Raw genomic sequence first — 19565 nt, forward strand, 5'->3', positions numbered from 1 at the left:
GGAAGGGAAGGAGAACTAAGGGGAGAAATTGGAACTGACTAATGAATTACTTATGGACTACGACTAAAGTCCCGATTTTTACCCAGTTGTAAAGTTGACGCGCTTGTTGGACTCGCAAATTCACACACCCGTGACTAACTGGTGTACCAAATTTTTTGTGCCAGTAAGCACCGTGAATTGCGTAGCCACCATAAAAATACATGGCATAGGGGACATCGGGAATGTCGTAATCTTCACCCCGCATTCGGTGAGTGCGATATTTAGAGTTAATCCAAAACTTACCTTTGGGTGTGGGAGTTGTACGCTTACCAGTAGAAATGCGGTATGAGTAAATGCGTTTTTTACCCTCCCAAGCAATTAACCGTTGTTCTGATAGGTCAATTTCAATCCAACGAGGTGAAGATTTTTGCTGATTCTTGATAGAAGCTGCGTTGGCTTTGGCAAAGTTGGAGTCAACTGTAACTGGTGGTAACCAAGAAAACAAAGTTACTATGCTTAAAACTGTACCTGTACAGAAATTTCTTGAGCAACGTAACCAATTACTTTGAATTCTACTTTGCATGAAGTGCCACCTTTTTATTTGTTCGCTAAAAATTCAATGAGTTTTTGAGTCTGGTAAAGGATAGGGAAGGAGATAAAATTTACTTTGTCTTTTTCAGTTTGTGTCTTGACTCCCTTGTTACACAATATACTTGTGACAGAGATTAGTCAGTAGGCGTAATGAAATTAATAGTGAGGGTTGTCTTTTCTTATTGGCAGCATCGTATTGTCAAGTTTTTAGCAATTAATATTTTGCTAAGACAATGCATATCATCATGATGTTTTAGATAACCTAACTACTTTGATTAACCATTAATTTGATGGTTAATATAGGAATCCGATTTTTTGATTGAAAAAATCTAAGTGTGTGTAGGGTGCTTTATCACAAAGTGTAACGCACCTGATTCTAGGTTTTGGTGCGTTGCGCTACGCGACAACACAGTCTACTTTTTATGTTTTTATAATAATTTTTGAATATTTTGAACCGCAGAGGACGCAGAGGACGCCGAGGGTAAAAGATGAGTTTATCGGAGAATTGCTGGTAACAAACTTGGGGCTAATAAGAGTGCATAACCAATGAAGGCAAATATTGCGGTAATTAAAACAGTAAATATATAGCTAATACACATTAATAAACCGTCAGATTCGATGGTGGCTACTGCTAATAATAAAATACCTACTGTCGGAAGAGGATTAGTAAAGGGAATGGGTGAAATTAGCAGTACAGTTAATAAGGAAATACAAAATCCGTTGAATCGCCAAGCCCAATGACTATTGGCAATTTTTCCTAATCGGGGACGAGCAATTTTTTCAAATATTCTGGTAACTCGGCGTAAGTTACTCAATAATATATGCGCAAAGCGGCGAGGAAATTGATAGTTAGCTATTTTTTTAGGTAACCAAGGCGATCGCCTACCTAAAACCATCTGTATTGATAATATCAAACAAGCTGCACCAAAGGGCCCGGTTAATCCGGGTGGCATGGGAAATAAAAATGGTAAAACTAATAAGGCTATGACTAAGCTAAAACCACGTTCGGAAGTTTTAGCCAGAATTTCTCCTAAGGTTAGTGGCTGTTCGGCTAAATTTTGCAACAGTGACTTAATTTCTTGAGAAAATCTGAGGTGCATTTGGCTTGATTCTAGGCGATTTTCCACAATACCCAGGGTTAGTTAAGTAAATCACTGATAAAGGTATACATTTGTTCTACTAGGAATTCCGTAAAAAATCAAATTTTATTTATGTTTAATATATTCTGTATTGTTAAGCTAGCACTCAACAATTAAAACTGCTCTCCTTCTGTTGGGACAAACACGGATATGGCTTTGGGAATAACGTAAAAATGCGCAGGGGTATAGGTAGTTATTTCACCATCGGTATTGATGGGGCGGGGTTTTCGCGTATAAATCACCATGTCTTGACCTTGCAAAGCTCTAACTTCTCGCCATTTGATATGTCTTCCTTGTCGCATGGCGGGAAGTAAGGGTATGATTTGCCACCAATGATTGATTTCTATGCTGTAGAGATCTAGTCTTTGATCGTCAATTGTAGCATCATGCGCTACTGCCATTCCTCCACCGTAATAGCGCCCATTACCTACAGCAATTTGTACAGTTCGCACGCAAATTGATTGACCGTTCATGCGAATTTCGGCGCTAAATGGGCGAGATTCCCAAACTACTTGTAATGCTGTGGCGAGGTAAGCCAATATTCCCCAGCGGCGTTTGACTTCTTTGGTAAGTCGCTGAGTAATTTTGACACTCAATCCCATGCTAGCAACGTTAAAAAAATGCTTGCCATTTACCCATCCTAAATCTATACGTTGCTGTTGACCGTTGGCAATAATTTTGCAGGCTGCGGTTAAAGAATTGGGTATTCCTAAAGTTCTGGCTAAATCGTTGGCTGTTCCTAAAGGTAAGATACCTAAAGGTAATTGGGTTTTCATTAATGCATCGGCTGCGGCGTTCAATGTACCATCACCACCGCCAACAATTACTAAGTCAACTTGATTGAGGTGGTGCAGGATAATTTCACTGATATGATGGGGGTTTTCTGTAGATTCTTCTATTAAATCAAAGCCTGCTTTTTCCAAACATTGAATCGCTTCTGGTAGGCGCTTTTGTCCTTGGCGAGCATGACGATTTACTAATAGTAGTGCGCGGGGACTCATGGATATTACCTTTGATATCGTCATTGGTCATCAGTCATTGGTTATTTGTTAAGAAGGTAATAGTGATTTGTGTTATTTATCTTCTTATACTTAGATGTAATCATTGTTATGAAATTTACTCAAAGCTTCATCTTTTACGTGTTTTTATATTGTCGGCGTTACTTTTTGAGGTGGTGTATATTTAGTCTAGCTTTATTAACTTTTGGTGTACTCATCCCTAGGAAATGGAGTTATCAGCCGCAAGATAATTGTAATTTAGATGTTTGTATTTCTAATACAGGTATTCATTCTAATATAATTTTACCAACAAAGAATTATGTTTTTGATTGGCGCAAGTATATACCTGTAGAGGGCATAGGCATAGATAATTTAAATGATTACAATTATCTCAGTTTTGGTTGGGGCGATCGCGCTTTTTATATGTCAACGCCTTCTATGGCAGATTTACAATTGTCTACTACTTTTAAAGCTTTATTTTTACCTACTCCTGCGGTACTATATGTTAAAGGTTATCAATTAATACCAGATAATCTAGAGGTTAAATGTATTAAAGTTAATAAAAATAACTATTTGCAATTGATAAAATTTATTCAAGGTACTTTTAAGGTAGACGATCGCGGTAGAGTGATCCGCATTGGTAATGGTCATACTGCTAATGCTGGCTTTTATGATGCCTTTGGTAGTTATTCAATATTACGAAATTGTAATAATTGGACGGCAGAAGCTTTAAGACAAGCTGATGTTAATACTCCGCTTTGGGGTGGGCTTTCTGGGGCTATTATGTTGCAATTAAGAAGTGGATGTCAGTGATTAGTCAATAGTCAATGGTCAATGGTCAAGGAATTGAGGCGGTGTGAGTTGGGTTGATACCATTTCACAAAAAATATGATGTGGATGTAGGTTGGGTTGAGGAACGAAACCCAACACTCCAAAGTCTTGCAATTGTTGGGTTTCACTCTGTTCAACCCAACCTACGCATCTGTCTCATTTTTTTCTGGAATTGGTATGAGATATTCGCCCTTGATGGATAACTAGTTCAGTAAAAGCCGCAAATGCATACGCCGAAGTAACAAATGCATACGCCGGAGTAACAAATGCATATGCCAGAGTAACAAATGCATATGCCGGAGTAACAAATGCATATGCCGGAGTAACAAATGCATATGCTGGAGTAACAAATGCATACGCCGGAGTAACAAATGCATATGCTGGAGTAACAAATGCATACGCCGGAGTAACAAATGCATACGCATTTTCTATAAAATCCTGACAATCAAAGCCTTTTAAGTCAGATGTAGGTTGGATTGAGGAACGAAACCCAACACGCCAAAGTCTTGTAATTGTTGGGTTTCACGACCTTATACCCAACTTACCCATCTGTCTCATTTTTTTCTGGAATTGGTATGAGTGCAGCGTCTCCCCTTGGGAGAACAGAAGCTGAAGTCTGGCTACCTTTCGCCAATCAAAGTAAACGCCGCCCAATTAACGGGGGAAGGGAATTTTTCTTTTGTTTTCAACATCGCCTGACGCAACGCTAGCGCTTTATCTGGTTGAGTTTGCAAACTCTTATAAAACTCCACCATTAAATATTGTGTCGGTTCATCCGGTACTTGCCATAGAGAAACTAACACGCTGGGAACACCCGCAGAAATTAAGGAACGCGACAACCCAATCACACCATCACCAGAAAGTTTCCCTCTCCCGGTTTCACAAGCACTGAGAACTACTAATTGCGCTTTTAATTTTAAATCTAATATTTCCTCAGCTTTGAGTAAACCATCATCTTTACCCGATGGTGCTAACGCAATCCAGCTACCTAAACCCCGGTTATCATCAGCCCATCCGTGAGTAGCTAAATGAATTACATCGACTGAAGATAAGCGTTGCAGAATATTGGCTTTCGTTGCATCTTTACCCAGAATTGCTTTAGTTTTTAATAAATCGGCAATAGTTTTTGCTTCTTGTTCCGCCCCTGGTAGTGAAATTAACTGTGTTGCCGGTTTACCTGGTTCTGTAGATACTACAGGCATATTTGGATTACCAACAATCAAAGCATTATGATAATTAGTCTGTCTCCCTTGCTCTAATTGATGAGTAAACTTTAACACCTGAATTGCTGGGGCTGTGAGAATAGTATGTTTTTCAACTAAATATTTACCTTGTTCATCAAGTAAAGCTGGGAAAGGTGCAAGAAATAAAGAACCTTGAGGAATGAAAATAACTCGCTCACTAGGATTTTTTGGTAACAAATCGGCGATATCTTTAATTAAAATATCATACAGTTGTTGTAATGGCTTTTTAACGTTTGCAGCATCAGGATTTTGACTAACAACAATACCGCCGCACCCCCTAAGAGCACCAATATTTATCCGACTATTGGTAACTAATTCATCTAAAGTTGTCTTATCTTTTTGCCACAGTAGTTTAAGATATACTTTGCGGAATGTGACTTCACCTGTAGGCTTAACAACCCAAATATAAAGGTCTGATTCTTTATTTTGTTGTTGACCTCTTACTTTGAAATCATCATAAATAATAGAATATTGAATGAAAGTGGCATTTTGCTGTTCAGCAATTTGTTTAATATCGGTAATTGTCGGTGATTGCAGTGATTTATCACCTTGTTTATTATTAGTAGATACACGAGATGCTAACAACTCAACAAACGCCCTAGCGCGACCACGTTCAGCAATTTCTAAAGCAGCATCAGTTTTGTTTTGGGCAATTAGGACTTGTTGTAAAATTCTGTAGGTGCTGCTTTGGGTGTCAAAAAATGAGACTTTGTTAGTATCAGCTAACTTTTTATTTCGCAGAGATTCATAAACCTTAATTCCTTCATACAGAGTTTTCTCTGCTGCGGAAAGATTTCCTTGTTTGTAGAAAGCATATCCTAGATTGTTTAAAGACTGTCCCTCACCTAATCTATCTTTAATTTCTTTGGTGATCGCTAATCTCTGCTGCTGGTAGTCAATCGCTTTTGGGTAGTCTCCCAAAGAAATGTACCCATTACCGAGATTACCCAGCGCCTGACTCTCGCCTAATCTATCTTTAATTTGTTTGGCGATCGCTAAACTCTGCTCGTAGTACTCAATCGCTTTTGGGTAGTCTCCCAATGCATAGTAAGCATTACCGAGATTACCCAGGGACTGTCCCTCGCCTAGTCTATCTTTAATTTCTTTGGCGATTGCTAATCTCTGCTGGTGGTACTCAATCGCTTTTGGGTAGTCTCCCAATGCATAGTAAGCATTACCGAGATTACCCAGCACCGTACCCTCGCCTAATCTATTTTTAATTTCTGTGGCGATCGCTAAACTCTGCTGGTGGTACTCAATCGCTTTTGGGTAGTCTCCCAATGCATAGTAAGCATTACCGAGATTACCCAGCGCCTGTCCCTCGCCTAGTCTATCTTTAATTTCTTTGGCGATTGCTAATCTCTGCTGGTGGTACTCAATCGCTTTTGGGTAGTCTCCCAACTGAAAGTAGGCAATACCGAGATTACCCAGCGCCTGTCCCTCGCCTAATCTATCTTTAATTTCTTTGGCGATCGCTAATCTCTGCTGCTGGTACTCAATCGCTTTTGGGTAGTCTCCCAACTGAAAGTAGGCAATACCGAGATTACCCAGGGACTGTCCCTCGCCTAGTCTATCTTTAATTTCTTTGGCGATCGCTAAACTCTGCTGCTGATACTCAATGGCTTTTGGGTAGTCTCCCAACGCTTTGTAAGCAAGACCGAGATTACCCAGCGCCGCACTCTCGCCTAGTCTATCTTTAATTTGTTTGGCGATCGCTAAGTGCTGCTGGAAGTACTCAATCGCTTTTGGGTAGTCTCCCAATGCACCGTAAGCAATACCGAGATTACCCAGTGCTGCACCTTCGCCGAATGTGTCTTTGATTTCACGGGCGATCGCTAAGTGCTGCTGGAAGTACTCAATCGCTTTTGGGTAGTCTCCCAACTGAAAGTAGGCAAGACCGAGATTACCCAACGCCCCACCCTCACCTTGACGGTCTTTAATTTCTCGGTAAATAATTAGTGCTTGTTGCAATGATTGTAATGCAGCTTCAAATTGACTGGTTTGATACTGCTGATTACCTTGATTAAACAGTCTATCAGCTTCGGCTTTCCGCGCCTGTGGGGTTTGGGCTAACGCCTGGGTTATTCCCACTGTGGGTAGGTTGATGGGTGTTTGGGCGATGGTGGTGAGTAGGGCGATTAGGCTAACAAGTGCGATTTTCTGTAACTTCATGGGTGTTACTGCGGTAATCTTGTCAGTAGCATATATCTCTGTAATGGCAAAGCCTATGCAGTTTTGGTGAAATTTGTTTTTGGCATCAACGGCAGCAAAACAATGTTACATTACCCACATCGTTGGTTGGTTGGGGCACCGCATCAACAGATTTTCGCTGATACAGATATTTGATCGGTGCCCATTGGTGTCAACTTAACGTGAAACCCGCTTGGTGGCAAGGTTTTTCCCCTCACCCCCAACCCCTCTCCCACCGGGAGAGGGGAGCAAGAGATTTAATTCCCCTTCTCCAGGGGGAGAAGGGGTGAGGGGATGAGGGCGAGGGTTTTTATACAACACGCGCCGTATATAGCTTTTAGCTTAAGTTGACACAGGTGATCGGTACCGTGCCCCTACATGCATTTCCACGCTCATAAAAAAAGCTATAAATTGGTTCACAAAACCTGTAAATGCGATCAATTGCAGATTACCTTTCACCAATTAAGGTAAACGCCGCCCAATTAACGGGGGAAGGAAACTTCTCCTTCGTTTTCAACATCGCTTGACGCAAAGCCAGTGCTTTATCTGGCTGAGTTTGCAAACTCTTATAAAATTCCACCATTAAATATTGTGTTGGTTCATCCGGTACTTGCCATAGAGAAACTAGCACGCTAGGAACACCCGCAGAAATTAAGGAACGCGACAACCCAATTACCCCATCACCGGAAAGTTTACCTTTCCCCGTTTCACAAGCACTAAGAACAACTAATTGAGCTTTTAATTTTAAATCAAATATTTCCTCAGCCGTGAGTAAGCCATTATCTTTACCAGATGGTGCTAACGCAATCCAGCTACCTAAACCCCGGTTATCATCAGCCCATCCGTGAGTAGCTAAATGAATCACATCTGCTGTGGATAACTGTTGCAGAATATTGGCTTTAGTCGCATCTTTACCAAGAATCGCTTTAGTTTTTAACATATCAGCAATCGTCTTGGCTTCTTGTTCCGCCCCTGGTAGTGAATCTAACTGTCTTGCAGGTTGATCTGGTTCCGTAGAGACTACAGGCATAACGGGATTCCCGGCAATTAGGGCATTATTATAATTTGTTGTTCTCCCCTGTCCTAATTTTTGAGTAAAATCTAATACTTGAATTGCTGGGGCGGTGAGGATGGTATGGTTTTCCAGCAAATACTTACCTTGTTGATCGCGCAAAGCTGGGAAAGGAACAAGGAATAAAGAACTTTGAGAGATGAAAATAACTCGTTCACTAGGGTTTTTTGGTAATAAATCAGCGATATCTTTAATTAAGATGTCATACAATTTTTTTAAGGGTTTTTTACCTTTAGCAGACTGAGAATTTTGTACTGGTAAAATACCGCCAGCATTTCTACCTCTAAAAGCACCAACTCCTGTGCGAATTTGGGTAACTAATTCATTTAAATTTGTATTATCTTTTTGCCATAAGTATTTCAGGTCAACTTTGCGGAATGTAACTTCACCTGTTGGTTTAATAACCCAGATATAAAGGTTTGATTCTTTCGATTGTTGTTTACCTGCTACTTTGAAATCATCATAAATAATAGAATATTGCACAAGGGTGGCATTTTGCTGTTTAGCAATTTGCTTAATCTGGGCAATTGTGGGTGATGAAGATGATTGATTAGTCTGTTGATTTTGAGTAGATAGGCGAGATGCTAACAACTCAACAAACGCCCTAGCCCGACCACGTTCGGCAATTTCTAAAGCTGCATCAGTTTTATTTTGAGCAATGAGAACTTTTTGTAAAATTCTGTAGGTGCTACGTTGGGTGTCAAAAAGATATACTTTATTGGTATCAGATAATTTTTGATTTCGCAGAGATTCTTTAACCTTAATTGCCTCATATAATGTTTTCTCAGCAGCGGGAAAATTACCTTGTTTGTAGAAAGCTAGCCCTAAATTGTTTAAAGATTCACTCTCACCACTACTATTTTTGATTTGTTGGGCGATCGCTAAACTCTGTTGTTGGTACTCAATAACTTTGGGGTATTCTCCTAAAGCCAGATAAGCATTACCCAGATTACCCAGGGCGTTTCCTTCTCCTAATCGGTCTTTAATTTCACGGGCGATCGCTAAACTCTGTTGATAGTAGTCAATTGCTTTTTGATAATCTCCCAAAGCCTCAAGGGCCAAACCAATATTACCTAGAGACTGTTCCTCCCCTAAGCGGTTTTTGATTTGTTGGGCGATCGCTAAACTCTGTTGATAGTACTCAATTGCTTTTTTGTAGTCTCCCACCGCATAGTAAGCATTAGCGATATTACCCAGGGCGTTTCCCTCACCTAATCGATTTTTAATTTCCACCGCGATCGCTAAACTCTGTTGTTGGTAATCAATCGCTTTTTGATAGTCTCCCAAAGAATAGTAAGTAACACCGAGGTTACTTAAGGATTTTACCTGACCTACTCGGTCGTTGATTTGTTGGGCGATCGCTAAACTCTGTTGTTGGTAATCAATAGCTTTTTGATAGTCTCCCAAAGAATAATAAGCAGCACCGAGATTACTCAGGGATCTACCTTCTGCAAAACGGTCTTTGATTTCCCTAGCAATGACTAAACTTGAGGAATGGTAATCAATAGCTTTTGGGTAATCACCCAACGCAGCGTAAGCAAGACCGAGATTCGAGAGTGCATTACTCTCACTGAATCTATCTTTAATTTCCACAGCGATCGCTAAAGTTTGCTGGAGGTACGCGATCGCTTGTTTGTAGTCGCCTAAAGCGTGATAAACAATACCGAGATTACCTAATGATCGTCCCTCTCCTTGACGGTCTTTAACTTCAACTGCGATCGCTAAACTCTGCTGATGATACTCAAGGGCTTTTTGATAGTCTCCTAAATCATAGTAAACAAGACCGAGATTACCCAGCACTGCACCTTCACCTTGACGGTTGTTGATTTCTCGGAAAATAATTAGTGCTTGTTGCCACGATTGTAATGCCGCTTCTAATTGACTAGCATCATACTGCTGATTACCTTGCTGAAATAGTTTGTATGCTTCCGCTTTCCGCGCCTGTGGGGTTTGCGCTGACGCTTGAGTTATTCCCACAATGGCGCTTTGGTTGATGGGCGCTTGTCCAATGGTGATGAGTAGGGTAATGAGGGTAATCAGTGCGATTTTGCGTATTTTCATCGGTGTTACTGAGGTAATCCTGTCAGTAACATATATCTCCGTGATGGTTTAGGCTATGCAGTTTTGGTAAAGTTTTTCTTTGTCAGTTGGTGATTGTCATTTGAGTATGTCGAAATAGCAAATGTAGTCTCAACAACGGCAAATATATAATTACCTTTCGCCAATCAAAGTAAACGCCGCCCAATTCACAGGAGAAGGGAATTTTTCTTTTGTTTTCAACATCGCTTGACGCAAAGCCAGCGCTTTATCAGGCTGAGTTTGCAAACTCTTATAAAACTCCACCATTAAATATTGTGTCGGTTCATCCGGTACTTGCCACAGGGAAACCAGCACACTAGGAACACCCGCAGAAATTAAGGAACGTGACAACCCAATCACCCCATCACCGGAAAGTTTACCTTTCCCGGTTTCGCAAGCACTGAGAACTACTAATTGAGCTTTTAATTTTAAATCTAATATTTCTTCAGCTTTAAGTAAACCATCATCTTTTGCCGATGGTGCAAGGGCAATCCAGCTACCCAAACCCCGGTTATCATCCGCCCAACCGTGGGTAGCTAAATGAATCACATCTGCTGTTGATAAGCGTTGCAGAATATTGGCTTTAGTTGCATCTTTACCGAGAATTGCCTTAGTTTTTAATAAATTGGCGATCGTCTTTGCTTCTTGTTCCGCCCCTGGTAGTGGATTTAACTTTGTTGCAGGTTGACCCGGTTCTGTAGACACTACAGGCATAGTTGGATTACCGACAATGAGAGCATTATTATAATTAGTTTTTTTCCCCTGCCCTAATTGATGGGTAAAATCTAACACTTGAATTGCTGGGGCGGTGAGAATAGTATGTTTTTCAATTAAATATTTACCAGATTCATCGCGCAAAGCTGGAAAAGGAGCGAGGAATAAAGAATCTTGAGGAATGAAAATAACCCGGTCGCTAGGATTTTTAGGTAATAGATCGGCGATATCTTTAATTAAGATGTCATGCAGTTTTTGTAATGGTTTTTGTACTTTTGCCGCATCAGGATTTTGACTGGCAATAATACCACCAGCGCGTCCACCTCTAACCATACCAATACCTAGACGACTTTGGGTAACTAATTTCTCTAAGGTTGTATTATCTTTTTGCCACAGAGATTTAAGGTCAACTTTGCGGAATATTACTTCACCTGTCGGTTTAACAACCCAGATATAGAGGTCTGATTCTTTCAATTGTTGTTTATCTGCAACTTTGAAATAATCATAAATAATAGAATATTGAATAAAAGTGGCATTTTGCTGTTTAGCAATTTGTTTAATCGCAGCAATTTTAGGTGATTGGGGTGATTTATCAGCCTGTTTATTATTAGTAGATACACGAGATGCTAACAACTCAACAAACGCCCTAGCACGACCGCGTTCAGAAATTTCTAAAGCAGCATCAGTTTTATTTTGGGCAATGAGGACTTGTTGTAAATTTGTGTAGGTGCTGCTTTGCTTGTCAAAAAGTGAGACTTTGTTAGTATCAGCTAACTTTTTATCGCGCAGAGATTCATAAGCCTTAATTGCCTCATACAGAGTTTTCTCTGCTGCGAGGAGATTACCAGATTTGTAAAAAGCATATCCTAGATTGTTTAAAGACTGTCCCTGGCCTAATCTATCTTGAATTTCACGGGCAATTGCTAAGTATTGCTGGTAGTAGTCAATGGCTTTTTGGTAGTCTCCCAAAAAGAAGTAAGCAATACCAAGATTACCCAGCGCCGTTGCTTCGCCATCACGGTCTTTAGTTTGTTGGAAAATAACTAAACTCTGCTGGTTGCACTCAATGGCTGTTTTGTACTCTCCCAAAGCATAGTAAGCAAGACCGAGATTTCCTAAAGTGGTTGCTTCGCTATTACGGTCTTTAATTTGTTGGAAAATCACTAAACTCTGTTTGTGGTACACAATGGCTTTGTTGTAGTCTTCTAAGGCATCGTAAGCAATACCAAGATTACCCAGCGCCTTTGCTTCGCTATGACGGTCTTTAATTTGCCGGGCGATCGCTAACCATTCCTGCTGGTACACAATGGCTTTGTTGTAGTCTCCTAAGGCATAGTAAACATTACCGAGATTACCCAAGGTGTTTCCCTCACCTTTATGGTCTGTGATTTCCCTTTTGATCGCCAAACTCTGTTGTAGGTACTCAATCGCTTTTGGGTAGTCTCCCAGATCTTGATAAGCAACACCGAGATTATTCAGCGCCTGTCCTTCGCCGTTGCGGTCTTTAAGTTCACGGGCGATCGCTAATCTTTTTGAGTAGTACTCAATCGCTTTTGGGTAGTTTCCCAAATAATGGTAAGCACTACCGAGATTACCCAACGCCCAACTCTCGCCTTGACGGTCTTTGATTTCTCGGTAAATAATCAGTGCTTGTTGCCACGATCGCAATGCAGCTTCAAATTGACTAGTTTGATACTGCTGAATACCTTGGTTATACAATGTATCTGCTTCTGCTTTCCGCGCCTGTGGAGTTTGGGCTGATGCCTGAGTTATTCCCACAATTGCGCTGTGGTTGATGGGCGCTTGTCCAATGGTAATGAGTAGGGTAATGAGGGTAAGAAGTGCGATTTTGTTTATCTTCATGGATGTTACTAAGGTTTCCTGTCAGTAACATATATCTCTGTGATGGCTTAGGATATGCAGTTTTGATGAAATTTGTTTTTGGCATGAAGATTAATTGTTGTGATGCTGCTGGCGAAACTGGGGTAACACCCCTCGCTGATCCCGTAATTCCGCCGTCACCCTATAAGGGTGCGGCTAATCCTACAAAGCCCACCTTCGTGGGCTAAATAAATCAGCCCACGAAGGTGGGCTTCGTACCGTTAGCCCCAGGCTTCCAGCCTGCGGGCGATATATCGGGTAAGCGAGAAAACTACACTCATAAAAAAAAAGCCAAAAATAAAAAGTAGCTTGAAAGCTAAACCTTTTATTTTTGACTCGGTGCTAACCTTTCTTTGTTGTGTCGGGGGGACATTTTAGCCTACGTCATCGTGGGCAAATCTGTTAAATAGGAAGTCCAGCGCATAGTTGCGCAGCTTGTAATATTGTGGATCTTCCATGATGCGGGCGCGATCGCGTGGACGAGAAAATGGTATTTCCAAGACTTCCCCAATCTTGGCGTGGGGGCCATTGGTCATCATTACTAATTTGTCGGCTAAAAATAGCGCTTCATCAATATCATGGGTAATCATCAGTACTGTGCAGCGATTATCACCCCAAATCTTCAGTAATTCTTCTTGTAATTCTTCTTTGGTAATTGCATCTAATGCCCCAAAAGGTTCATCTAAAATCAAAACTTTGGGACGAATCGCCAATGCACGGGCGATGGAAACGCGCTGTCTCATACCACCGGACATTTGCATTGGTTTCTTTTCCATTGCATCCCCCAGTCCCACCATTGCCAAATGTTCCCGGACGATCGCTCTTTTTTCCTGTTCTGGTTTTTCAGGATACACTGCATTTACAGCTAGATAAATATTTTCAAAGGCTGTGCGCCAGGGAAGCAAAGCATAGTTTTGGAACACCACCATTCTATCGGGGCCTGGTTTGGTGATGGGTTGACCTTCTAGGAGTACTTGCCCTGATGAGGGAAAGTTAAAACCCGACACCATATTTAATAGAGTGGATTTACCACAGCCAGAGTGACCAATTACACAAATAAATTCACCTTTTTCAACGTTGAGATTAACGCCATCCAGTACGGTGAAGGGGCCTTTTTTGGTGGGGTAAACTTTAGAAACGTCTCTAATTTCTAGGAAAGGCTGACGGCTGTTTCCACTGGCGTAGCTTGTTCTTTGTGTATCTCTGGGATTTTCGGCTAGTCTTAAGTTGCGGTTTTGCATAGGGGTAAAGAAAGGTGAGAGATTAAGGTGGTGTTGCGGGGGTTTTAGGAATTTGTCTCACGCAGAGGCGCGGAGGCGCAGAGGTAGAGAGAATAAAAGAGGGCTATTGAGTTTTTGGGATTCGTTAATGAGGTTCTGAGGCTGATTAATGAGTCTTTGAACCTCATTAACGAGTCTTTGAGGCTGATTAATGAGTCTTTGAGGCTGATTAACGAGTCTTTGAGGCTGATTAATGAGTCTTTGAGGCTGATTAATGAGTCTTTGAACCTCATTAATGAACTTCTGAGCCTCGTTAACCGAGTACAAAACTGAAATTATGTAGGTTGGGTTGAGGCTTTGCGAAACCCAACATTTTCGCGGTTTGTTGGGTTGCACTCCGTTTAACCCAACCTACAATGTGGAAAAATTATTTTGAATTTTGAATTTTGAATTTTGAATTTTGAATTCCCCCTACGCTGCTGTTCGGCGCGGTGCATCAAGGATGACTTCAGCAATGGAGAAGTCGCGCTTAATGTCTAAACTGTTGAGATAGGAGATTGGATCGTCAGCGTTAAATGGTTTACCATCAAATAGCTGAATCGGTTGGCGAGTATAGCTGATATCTAAGCCTAATTCTCTGGCGGCGGTGCTGAAGACGCGGACGCGACAAACTCTTTCGACAACTTCTACCCAGTTTCTAGGGAAGGGAGTATCACCCCACCGCGCTAGTTGGCTCATAATCCAAATTTGTTCGGTACGGCTGGGGCGGTTGATTGCCGACTCGGAATAAAATTGGTGATGGGCGTAATCCCGTAAGGGGTGGTCTAAATCACAGCTTAAATTTTCCGGATCTTCGAGTTGAATATACTCTATATCGGTGCTGACATAATCCCTACTGACTGTGATCCTTCTAATTTCCTGAGCATTTTTGGGATCTGCACAGTAAACGCAAGCTTCTAGTAAGGCTTTAGTTAAGGCAATATGGGTATTGGGGTAAGCTTCCGCCCAGTCTTCCCGGACACCGAGAACTTTACCGGGGTGTCCTAGCCAAACTTCTAAATCTGTGGCTACGGTAAAGCCAACACCTTCAGATGCGGCGCGGTAGTTCCAAGGTTCGCCGACGCAGTAACCGTCAATACTACCATTTTGTAAGTCGGCGACCATCTGCGCTGGGGGAATGGTCTTCATATCCACATCAATATCGGGGTCAACTCCGCCAGCTGCTAGCCAGTAACGCAGCAGTAAGTTGTGCATGGATGCGGGATGCACTACCCCCATGATGTGGCGTTGTTCGCGGGTACGTAAAAGATATTTTTTAAAGTCTGATAAGCTTTGTACACCTTGGTCGTAAAAGCGTTTCGCTAAGGTAATAGCGTTACCGTTACGAGTCATGGTGAGGGAACTAACTACGGGTACTGGCTGATTTTTATGCCCGCCCAATGTTAACCACATGGGCATACCCGAAGGCATTTGGGCTGCATCTAAGTAACCGCCAGTGATACCATCTTCAATCCCGCGCCAGCTTGTTTCCCGGACTAGGTTGACTTCATCTAAACCATGCTTGGCAAAAAAGCCTTTTTCTTTAGCAACAGCTAGAGGTGCGCAAGCGCTGAGGGGTAAGAAGCCAATTTCTAAGTTAACTTTTTCTAAACCATGACGAGAAATATTCGCTGTTTTCCGCGCCCGGATTTTCTTGATGCGTTTCTGCTGGTTGAGGAAGTAAATCATCTCGCTGCGCAAAATGTAGTAGCTGGGATGTTCTACTACTTCCATCCGTTTGCGGGGTCTGGGGATATCTACTTCTAGGATGTCACCAATTTTCGATTCGGGGCCATTGGTTAACATGACAATTCTGTCAGATAACAATACTGCTTCATCTACATCATGGGTCACCATAACTGCGGTGACTTCGTTTTCTTCGCAGATTTGCATTAATTGTTCTTGCAAATTCCCCCGTGTAAGTGCATCTAACGCACCGAAGGGTTCATCTAGCAATAATAGTTTAGGACGAATTGCCAAAGCGCGCGCGATCGCAACCCGTTGTTTTTGTCCCCCAGATAACATCCCTGGTTGTTTATCAGCATGGGGACGCAAACCCACCATATCTATATGTTTCTCGACAACAGCTTTGCGTTCCGCAGCCGGCATTCCTTTCATCACGGAATCCACAGCCAAAGCAATATTTTCTCTAACAGTCCGCCAAGGTAATAAAGAATAGTTTTGGAATACCACCATTCTATCTGGGCCTGGTCTGGTGATTCTTTGTCCTTCCAAAGTAACCACACCTTCCGATGGTAAATCTAACCCGGCAATCATATTTAACAGCGTAGATTTACCGCAACCAGAGTGACCAATTAAAGAAACAAATTCACCTTTTCTAATTTGTAAGTCAATTCCTTTCAGGGCAATATATTGACCGCCACCAGTTAACTCAAATACCTTATCAATTTGATCGACAGCAACGAATACGCTCATTTTTATTTGTCCTTTGTCAGTTGTCAGTTGTCAGTTGTCAGTTGTTATTTGTCCTTTAACCATAGTCAGTAGTCAAATAACTATTGACTATTGACTATTGACCATTGACTAATAATTATTTCTGCTCTGCTGGTAAAATTAGGTTTTGTACCCAAGCCATTAATTTATCGAGGAGTAAACCAACTACACCGATATAAACTAGAGCCAAAATAACTTCGCTGACGTTGTTATTTTGATAAGCATCCCAGATAAAGAAGCCAATCCCGACAATACCGGACATAACGATTTCTGCCGCGATAATCGCTAACCAAGCCAAACCAATTGCAATTCTTAAACCTGTGAAAATGTAAGGTAATGCTGCAGGAATTAAGATATTTGTAAAGTATTCTTTGCGGCTTAATTGCAGCACTTTAGCAACGTTGTTGTAATCTTGAGGAATTTGAGTTACACCCACAGCAGTGTTAATTAATATCGGCCAAATTGCGGTGATGAAGATTACGAATAAAGCTGCTGGTTCGTTTTGGCGTAAAGCTGCTAAAGAAATAGGAACCCAAGCTAAAGGTGGTACAGTTCGTAATAATTGAAAGATGGGGTCTAATGCTTTAGACATTGTTTGATTCACCCCAATCAAAATACCCAAACCAATACCAACAATTGCTGCTAGCGTATAGCTAATTGCTACCCGTTGGAGACTTGCCCAAATCTGCCAAAAAAGACCTTTATCTGTGCCGCCTTTGTCATAAAAAGGATACAAAATCAATATCCAAGTGTCTGTGATAACTTGAATTGGCCCTGGTAATGTAGCGCCGGGAGTCCAAGCAAACAGTTGCCACACAGCCAGAAATATGAAGATAGCGATCGCAGGTGGTACAAAATCAGGAAATTGTTTTTGCAACCGGGATATAAAACTGTTATCAAACTTAGGGTTGGCTGGGCGTTTTTGCGCAATTGTCATAAACTCTTATCTCCTATTAATGTTGGTATTTGGCTTTTGGTATTTGGTAGTTTGTTATCAGTCAGCAGTCATTTAGGATTGGTAATGGGAATAAATAAATTGAGATAATGACTGTTGACTGTTGACGGCTGACTGTTGACTAAACACTGACCTTTTTAATCTTGAGGCTCTTGAGATATTCTTCTGGTTTTTCAGGGTCAAATTTACTGCCATCAAAAAATTCTTCAACACCACGAGATGTATTTGTGGGAATATCAGCCGCCGCAATGCCTAATTCTTTCGCAGCTTCTTTCCAAATATCTTCGCGGTTAACTTTATTAATTAACTCTTTGGCTTTAGCCGCATCATTGGCGATGTAATCTTTGGGTAAGAATCCCCAGCGCACGTTTTCTGTAATGAACCATAAATCATGGCTCTTGTAGGGATAAGAAACGCTACCTTTTTCATCTTTCCAGTAGTAAGCCGCCATTGTTTTATCATCAATTTTGCGACCATCACCCATATCATATTTACCTTGATAGGGATCTGCCAAAATTTCTGGTGAGGGAAGGTTGAAATAATTACGAGCAGCAAGAATTTGTGCAGCTTCTTTGCGGTTATCAAAATTATCCAACCACTGCTGCGCTTCCATGATGCCTTTGAGTATGGCTTTGGTTGCTTTGGGATGTTTATCTACCCAATCGGCTCGTATAGCTAAGTATTCTTCGGGATGATTCTTCCAAATCTCTGCGGTTAATGCAGCCATGTAGCCAATTTTGTCTTTGACAATGCGGAAAGGCCAAGGATCGCCTGTACTAAACGCATCCATTGTGCCGGTCTTCATGTTGGCGACGGTTTGCGCCGCAGGTACGGTGAGTAATTTCACATCTGCATCGGGATCTATGCCACCTGCTGCTAACCAGTAGCGAATCCACAAATCTTGGTTAACGTGGGGGAAGGTGAAAGCGGCGGTGAAAGGTGTAGAAGACTTTAGTTGGGTAAATATGGACTTAGCGCTAGCTAACTGTAAACTAATACCTTTACCTTGGTGCTTATTTGCGATCGCAATCCCATTCCCATGTGTAATTAACTGCATTAATACATACATAGGAATTGGTTTATTACCTTTAGTAATTAAACCTTCTGTAATTAAATGCGGCATAGGCATTTGCCATTGACCACCATCAATCCCACCACCAGCAGAACCAATTTCTACGTTATCTCTAGCTGCACCCCAAGAAGCTTGTTTAGCAAGTTCAACATTGCTCATGCCATACTTAGCAAAAAAGCCTTTCTCTTTCGCAATAATTAACGGTGCTGCTTCCACAATTGGGATATATCCCAACTTAACTGTCGCCGTTTCTGGTTTTTGTTCGGGACTAATATTTGCTACTGGCTGAGCTGCTGCTTGTGTCGAGCCACCACCGCCAACATCTTCAGGAGGATTACCCAAACAGCCTTTGAGGAATACCGCACCCGCAGAAGCTCCGGCGTTTATGATAAATTTGCGGCGAGAAAATTGATTGAAAAATTCCGTCATGGTATCTCCTTAAAATTGCAATGTAAGTTTTTATTTATGACAATTAAGACAAGAAAAATAACTGTTTTTTGCATGTCTTAATTGTTGATTTGAACTATTTTAGCTACACAGAATTTCGTCATTCCGTAAAGGAATGGCGAAAGCAACTGTTGTAATTATCAAAAAAACTTTGGGAATGAATAGATTAGAGTTTGGGCAACGGAGTAAGTATCACTTAACTTGTTAAAAATTAGTTTACAGGGATTCCAGTAGAAATGGTTAACTTTGATCCTCTGATTCTTAAATAAATATTAGATTGGATATATAAGTAAAATTTTATCTTTCGCCTCTAAAGTTGCTGTCAAGTTCTAATACATAAATTCTTTTCTATGGATTCAATTATTTATAATTGATGAATGCATATTTTTAGCTTCTTTGCATGTCATTTACAATCATCATTTACGCAAATTTTCAATAATAATCATTGTATGAATATATAATTAGCAGTTTGACTCATAAACTAATGTAAACAGATAGAAAAGCCAAACAGCTTATAGTTGGGCTGTAGTAATTTACAGGTAAATACAGAAATATTGAGCTGACTTTTCACGGGATGTGGAAAAGAAAGAGTGGTTCGCGATAGATTATCGCGAACCACTTCCTATTCTTTATTATATTTGGAAGTTTCTTCGACTAAAT

The 19565-nt window shown here is 41.1% G+C and carries 12 protein-coding genes; 2 read left to right on the forward strand and 10 right to left on the reverse strand.

Annotation, left to right across the window (positions count from 1 at the left end; genetic code table 11):
- Nucleotides 1-46: 46 nt before the first annotated feature.
- The 3 genes from H6G41_RS28700 to H6G41_RS28710 all read right to left on the reverse strand — a co-directional run bounded on the left by H6G41_RS28700 (nt 47) and on the right by H6G41_RS28710 (nt 2710).
- Entirely contained in the window at nt 47-562 is a 516-nt protein-coding gene (locus H6G41_RS28700) for a L,D-transpeptidase (protein ID WP_190751027.1), read from the reverse strand.
- A gap of 502 nt (nt 563-1064) precedes the next feature.
- Nucleotides 1065-1670 (reverse strand): exopolysaccharide biosynthesis protein, encoded by a 606-nt coding sequence (locus tag H6G41_RS28705; RefSeq protein WP_190751043.1) that lies wholly within the window; start codon nt 1668-1670, stop codon nt 1065-1067.
- A 152-nt stretch (nt 1671-1822) separates the two neighbouring features.
- Nucleotides 1823-2710, reverse strand: a complete 888-nt coding sequence (locus tag H6G41_RS28710; protein WP_190751044.1) for a lipid kinase — start codon at nt 2708-2710, stop codon at nt 1823-1825.
- 108 nt (nt 2711-2818) lie between these two features.
- Between H6G41_RS28710 and H6G41_RS28715 the strand changes: the two genes are divergently transcribed.
- Nucleotides 2819-3520, forward strand: coding sequence for a TIGR02117 family protein (locus H6G41_RS28715; RefSeq protein ID WP_190751029.1), 702 nt, complete (start codon nt 2819-2821; stop codon nt 3518-3520).
- Between the two features lie 638 nt (nt 3521-4158).
- On the opposite strand, the gene H6G41_RS28720 is transcribed toward H6G41_RS28715, so the two are convergent.
- The 3 genes from H6G41_RS28720 to H6G41_RS28730 form a co-directional block, all read right to left on the reverse strand.
- Nucleotides 4159-6954 (reverse strand): tetratricopeptide repeat protein, encoded by a 2796-nt coding sequence (locus H6G41_RS28720; protein WP_190751031.1) that lies wholly within the window; start codon nt 6952-6954, stop codon nt 4159-4161.
- A gap of 466 nt (nt 6955-7420) precedes the next feature.
- Complete coding sequence (locus H6G41_RS28725) at nt 7421-10105, reverse strand: CHAT domain-containing tetratricopeptide repeat protein (RefSeq protein ID WP_190751034.1); 2685 nt, start codon at nt 10103-10105, stop codon at nt 7421-7423.
- Nucleotides 10106-10255: 150 nt separating this feature from the next.
- A complete protein-coding gene (locus tag H6G41_RS28730; RefSeq protein ID WP_190751036.1) occupies nt 10256-12700 on the reverse strand; it encodes a CHAT domain-containing tetratricopeptide repeat protein in 2445 nt (814 codons plus the stop codon).
- Nucleotides 12701-12765: 65 nt separating this feature from the next.
- On the opposite strand from H6G41_RS28730, the gene H6G41_RS28735 reads away from it, so the two are divergent.
- Nucleotides 12766-12906, forward strand: a complete 141-nt coding sequence (locus H6G41_RS28735) for a hypothetical protein (protein WP_206756957.1) — start codon at nt 12766-12768, stop codon at nt 12904-12906.
- A gap of 186 nt (nt 12907-13092) precedes the next feature.
- Here H6G41_RS28735 and H6G41_RS28740 read toward each other — a convergent pair whose 3' ends face one another.
- The 4 genes from H6G41_RS28740 to H6G41_RS28755 form a co-directional block, all read right to left on the reverse strand.
- The gene (locus H6G41_RS28740) at nt 13093-13959 is read right to left on the reverse strand and encodes a nitrate ABC transporter ATP-binding protein (RefSeq protein WP_190751039.1); all 867 of its coding nucleotides are present in this window, start codon (nt 13957-13959) and stop codon (nt 13093-13095) included.
- A gap of 450 nt (nt 13960-14409) precedes the next feature.
- The gene (locus H6G41_RS28745) at nt 14410-16413 is read right to left on the reverse strand and encodes a nitrate ABC transporter ATP-binding protein (RefSeq protein ID WP_190751040.1); all 2004 of its coding nucleotides are present in this window, start codon (nt 16411-16413) and stop codon (nt 14410-14412) included.
- 115 nt (nt 16414-16528) lie between these two features.
- The gene (ntrB, locus tag H6G41_RS28750) at nt 16529-17368 is read right to left on the reverse strand and encodes a nitrate ABC transporter permease (protein WP_190751041.1); all 840 of its coding nucleotides are present in this window, start codon (nt 17366-17368) and stop codon (nt 16529-16531) included.
- 139 nt (nt 17369-17507) lie between these two features.
- Nucleotides 17508-18887, reverse strand: coding sequence for a CmpA/NrtA family ABC transporter substrate-binding protein (locus H6G41_RS28755; RefSeq protein WP_190751042.1), 1380 nt, complete (start codon nt 18885-18887; stop codon nt 17508-17510).
- Nucleotides 18888-19565: the final 678 nt, after the last annotated feature.

The sequence above is a fragment of the Tolypothrix sp. FACHB-123 genome (assembly GCF_014697075.1).
GTDB lineage: Bacteria > Cyanobacteriota > Cyanobacteriia > Cyanobacteriales > Nostocaceae > Aulosira.